At 73.6% G+C, this 5,069-nt stretch carries 5 protein-coding genes and 1 pseudogene; 3 read left to right on the top strand and 3 right to left on the bottom strand.

Annotation, left to right across the window (positions count from 1 at the left end; genetic code table 11):
- Positions 1–1,208, top strand: a 1,208-nt coding sequence (locus AC5LUJ_RS08925; protein ID WP_493464760.1) for an NHL domain-containing protein, incomplete at its 5' end; no start/stop codon positions are given.
- A gap of 401 nt (positions 1,209–1,609) precedes the next feature.
- Positions 1,610–1,768: a hypothetical protein gene (locus AC5LUJ_RS08920; RefSeq protein ID WP_175648265.1), complete on the top strand. Its 159-nt coding sequence runs from the start codon at positions 1,610–1,612 to the stop codon at positions 1,766–1,768.
- A gap of 201 nt (positions 1,769–1,969) precedes the next feature.
- On the opposite strand, the gene AC5LUJ_RS08915 is transcribed toward AC5LUJ_RS08920, so the two are convergent.
- From AC5LUJ_RS08915 to AC5LUJ_RS08905, 3 genes are read right to left on the bottom strand one after another with little or no spacing between them, the layout of a single operon-like run.
- Complete coding sequence (locus AC5LUJ_RS08915) at positions 1,970–2,932, bottom strand: NlpC/P60 family protein (protein WP_250293037.1); 963 nt, start codon at positions 2,930–2,932, stop codon at positions 1,970–1,972.
- A 49-nt stretch (positions 2,933–2,981) separates the two neighbouring features.
- Positions 2,982–3,629, bottom strand: coding sequence for a hypothetical protein (locus tag AC5LUJ_RS08910; RefSeq protein WP_250286516.1), 648 nt, complete (start codon positions 3,627–3,629; stop codon positions 2,982–2,984).
- A 38-nt stretch (positions 3,630–3,667) separates the two neighbouring features.
- Complete coding sequence (locus AC5LUJ_RS08905) at positions 3,668–3,886, bottom strand: helix-turn-helix domain-containing protein (RefSeq protein WP_013875580.1); 219 nt, start codon at positions 3,884–3,886, stop codon at positions 3,668–3,670.
- A gap of 200 nt (positions 3,887–4,086) precedes the next feature.
- On the opposite strand from AC5LUJ_RS08905, the pseudogene AC5LUJ_RS08900 reads away from it, so the two are divergent.
- Positions 4,087–5,069 (top strand): annotated as a pseudogene (locus AC5LUJ_RS08900) (hypothetical protein); the annotation flags it as partial.

The following is a 5,069-nucleotide window of genomic DNA, read 5'->3' as shown; positions in this document are numbered from 1 at the left end:
CACGGCGTGTGGCGGCCCTGTTCGGGCCGCGGCGCAACCGGATCGGCGCCGGTGTCCTGGTACTCGTCCTGGTCGCCGTCATCCTGGTCGCGCTCTCACGCGGTGGCTCCGGCCCACGGCCGGGCCGGGCCGCGTACAGCGGCCCCACCATCACGGGCGCGCTCTCCTCGGTGAACGGCATCGCCATCGGCCCGGACGGCACCATCGTCGTGTCGGACAGCAGCGCCGGCCGCGTCCTGACGCTCAGCCCGGCCGGGACCGTCGAGTGGCTGGCTGGTTCCCGCCCGCCGTCACCGAGGCCGACGGCCGGGGCGAGCGCACAGCCCACGGCCGACACCGACGCCCGCCGGAAGGTCCTGGCCTCACCGGGCAGTGTGGCGGTCGACACCGCCGGCGCGATCTACGTCGCCACCAGCACCTCCGACGGCCAGGTTTTCATGATCACCAGGGACGGCGGCATCTCCGTGGTCGCCGGCAGCGGTTCCGAGCTGGACGGATTCACGGGAAACAACGGGGCCGCAGCCGCCGCGGAACTGTCGGGCCCACGCGGGATCGCGGTCGACGACAACGGCGACGTCCTCTTTTCCGAAGGCAGCCGGGTACGGAAGGTCACGGTCGCCACCGGCCGCATCGCCGCGGTCGCGGGCTCGTCGACCAGCGGGACGTCGGGTGACAACGGCCCGGCCGCCGACGCCCTGTTGAACAATCCGGCGAGTGTCGTCATCGCCAGGGACGGCAGCGTCTACATCCTCGACAGAGGGACGGAAACAGTCCGGAAGATCAGCCCGAAGGGCGTCATCTCCCGTTTCGCCGGCGCGGCACCGTCAGCGACGGGCACGGCGTCGCCCACGCCGACCGCCTCACCGCCGCCGGTCGGCAGCGCCGGGGACGGCTCCCCGGCAACCGCGGTGACGCTCGGGGATCCCAGCGGGATCGCGCTCGCGCCGAACGGTGATCTCTACATCGCCGACTACGCGAACAACGTGATCCGGCTGGTGGACGCGGCCACCGGCGTGATCAGCACCTTCGCCGGGTCCCGCGCCGCCACCGAGCCCGGGGACGGCGGCGACGCGCGGGAGGCCCGGGTCTACGCGCCGACCGGGATCGCCGTCGACGGCACCGGCGCGGTCTACATCGCCCAGTACGGCGGGATCGTCCGCCGGGTCGGGCCGGACGGCCTCATATCCACCGTCCTCAAGCCCTCCTGACGCCGCCGGGCCCCCTGGGCCCCTGCACCCCTGGGCACCCCTGGGCGCATGCCGCGCCGGCCGCACCGCGGCTGGCGTCTCGTCCGGTCCTGGCCATCGCACACAGTCCTGGCCGTCTCACACCGTTGCCCGCGTTCCCCGTCATTGCCCGCTCTCCCGCACCGTCCGGGCGCACCGGACTGTTCACGGAGAGTGTTCCCCTTAGGGACGTCGAGCGATGACGGGACGTTCGGCACCGCGGTCGTCAACGGAGCCACCTGCCCCGCTTCCCGGACAGAGGGCACCCAGAGTTTCCATTCGATTACACAAACGAGCGGTCGACATGTCATCGAGCGTGGATGGCGGGAGGCTCCGGTGAGCGTGGACGGCGCCTGTCCACCCCGTCTCCCGCGAGGTCCGGCATGACCGTGAAAAAGCTGACGCATCTGTCCCTGCTCGCATTGCTGATCTTTTATCTGGCGAACACGCCAAGCGACGCCGCTTACGTGGTCCGCTCGGCGGTCATCGTGCTCGGGGACGCCGCGGAAGGCCTGTCCCATTTCGTCACCGAGGTCGCGTGAGAGGCCGCATGAGGCGTCACATGAGACGTCGAACGGAACCGGGCGGGAGCACGGATGAACCGTGACACGATGACCACTATCCGCTGTTCCCGCCACGGAGCCGGCGGGCTCCTCCAACCCTGCCCGGAGAGGCGGCCGCGGTTACGCGGGATGGCCGGCCGGATGACGGCCGGTCAGGGGCGGCCGGTCAGGGGCGGCCGGTCAGGCGGCGGCCAGCGGGCGGGTGACCGCCACGATCGATGTCCAGTCCGACAGGGCGGACTCGACCACACCCCAGCGGGCGCCCTTCGCGGCGATCACCCGACCGTTCCCCACGTACATGCCGACGTGCCCCGGCGCCGCGGCGGTGCCGTCGGCTCCGGGGATGAACAGCAGGTCACCCGGCTGCGGATCCACCGCGGACACCAGCGGGCCCGCCCGCATCTGGTCCACGGTGACCCGCGGCAACGACACCCCGATCCGCTGGTAGGCCGCCTGCACCAGCGAGGAGCAGTCCCAGGCGTCCGGCCCGGTCGCGCCCCACACGTAGGGCCTGCCGATCTGGCTCTCCATGAACGCCAGCACCGGGGCCACCGCGGCCGCCGACACCGTGCCCGCGACCATGGCGTCGATGACGTCGCCGTAGACCTGCGCCTGGGCGAGGATGGTCCGGACGTAGTCACGGGTCTCCGGGTACGGCGGGACACCGGCGTAGGCGAGCACCGCCCCCGGCCCGGCGTTGTAGGCCGCGAGCATCTTCTCCCGCGGATCCGCCGAGACGGACGCCGTCGCCGCGGCCACGGCACAGTCGTAACGGGCCGCGGCGGGGATGGCGTCCGCCGGGTTCCACACGTCACCCTGGCCGTGGATGGCCCAGGTCCCGGGCATGAACTGGGCGATACCCATCGCGCCGACGGCGGAACGGGCGTTCGGGCTGAAACCGGACTCCTGGTGCAGCTGGGCGGCCAGCACCGCTGGTGACACCTCGGCGCAGCCGGCGTTGTTCGCAGCCTCGATGATCAGTGGCAGGTACTCCGACGGGATGCCGGCGGCGTTCCTGATCGTCCGGCGCACGTCGGAGCCGTCGTTCCCGATGAAGGGACCGGCAATGATCACCACGATGGCCGTGACACCGAAGACGAACGCGGCGATGCCACCGACCAGCCCCAGCCCGCCCCAGAGCATCCACCGTTGCCGGCGCCGACGGGCGCGGTAGCTCCCCCCTGCCACAGCGTCAGCGGCCCGGGGCGTCGCCGTAGGAGTTCGCCAGATCCGCGCCGGCCACCAGCCAGCTGCCGTCGGTCTGGCGGAGCAGGGTGAGCGTCGGGTTCGACACCGTCTCGGTGCGGTCGCCGGCCCGGTCGCTCACGGTCGTGCGCCGGACGTTGAGCAGCAGCACGACCCGGCCGCTGGCGGTGCTGTCAACACCGCCGAGCGGCGAGGCCGCGAGCACCTCGACGGTGGACCGGCTGCCCAGCTCCCGCAGCTCCAGCCAGGCCCGCGCCGGCTCCTCGGTGGCGGTGGCGCCGCGCTCCCCGCCGAGCTGGGCGAAGAAGTCCGGGGTCATGCAGGCGCGGGCACGCAGCAGACCGGCGTCCGGCCCGCTGTCGGCCCGGGTGTCATAGGACTGCCAGCGGGTGAAGCAGTCCACCGCGACGCTTCCGGGATCATGAGGGTCGAGCGGGACGGAGGCCAGTGGTGATGCGGTGGCAAGTGGCGGGCCAGGAGGCTGGCTCGCGGCCGGCGGCGGCCCGGTCGCGGCCGGGGTGGCGCTCGCCCGGGCCACGACGTCACGCACGGCCGAACAGGCCGGCACACCGCACAGCAGCACCGGCGCCGCCGCCACCAGCACGCACAGCCTGGACGCGGCCCGTGCGGGCATCCGTGGAGGCGTCCGCCCGGGCAGCCTGCCGGAAAAGATCACTCCCTGCCGTCCAGCCAGTCCCTGACCCGGCCGCGGCGGATCCGCCACTGATGGCCGACCTTGCGAGCCGGGATCTCCCGTTCGGACAGCAGCCTGAGCACCGTGCTCTCCGACAGCCGCAGCCACGCGACCAGCTCGTCGACCGTCAGCACGTCATCGTCCGCGGGATCCCTGCCCGCCGCGAACGCCGCCACCGAGACGCCCTCCTGTGCCACGCGACGGCCTCCCTCTCCGAGCACCTACCGCCGGCGCAGGAAGTTACACCCACCCAAGCCACCCTGACGACCCCCAAAGGAGCCTTGTCATACTTGAACAGCTCGTGTTACATCGATCCGTCCGAAGTTCAAGCCAAGCAACCGCAAGCAGCAGTAACAGGCACTAACCAGCCGGAGAATACCACGGAGGTCGACAGCGCGTGACCGATGTGTCGCGAGAGCCCTACGGCGATGACGGTGACGCGCGTCCCGTCTCGCTGATCGGTACACGCCTGCCCGCGGCGGGCCCACGACCGGATTCGACGACCCGTGACGTACCCGCCGCCGGCGTCGCGACCAGCGGCAGCCCGCCACCATCAAGATCTTCTTCTGCTGCCGAGCCGGGTCCGGACACCCGGACCGGACGGATCACCAGGCGCCTGCGCCGCCGGTCGCGCGACGCCTCGGGCGAGCACGCCCCCGCCGACGCGGACGACCCGCGCCAGGCCGAAGCGTTCCTGCTCCAGGACGCCGCAGGCTCCACCACGCCGGGGGCGGCCGCCCGCGGCGGCTCCGCAGGGCCGACCGCCCCCGCGGCTGCCGCCCCCGCGGCCACCAGCCCCGCGGCTGCCGGTCCCGCCGTCACGGCTCCGGTCACCACCGACGTCCCGAAGGCCCCCGACACCGTCGACCCGTCGTCCGCGGCGCCCGGAGCCGACGATCCCGCTGAGGCCCCCTCGTCCCGGCCGGCGGGGGAACCCGTGGCGGCCACGGGCGACGCCGCGAGCGCCGGAGCCGGAGCCGGGACGACCGGGGCTGGCGAGCGGCGGAGCGAGGCGGGGCGGCCGGACGGCGTGGAGGAGGCCGCGGGCGGCCACCCGCCGGCAGTCCCCGCCGCTGCGGAGCCGACCGGTGCACCCGGCGCCGGAGCAGCCGGCACCCGCGCCGGCGACGGCCGGCCGAGAGCCATCCACCACTCCGGCACCCCTGCCGGTCGGGCCACACCGACGACGGACAGTACCGAGGCATCCGCCCCGGCCGCCCGGGAGACAGCCGCCGAGGAACCCGTGCCGGGTGACGGCCACGCGCCGCCCGTACGGCCGTTCGCCACCGGCTCCGGCAGCCGTCCCGCCGCCACGGCCCGGCCATCGGGACGGCCGTCCGCGCACGCTCCCCGGGTGGCGGCCGCACCGACAGCACCGAC

The organism is Protofrankia sp. CiP1_Cm_nod3 (assembly GCF_982290655.1).
This window is presented reverse-complemented; position numbering and strand designations above follow the sequence as displayed.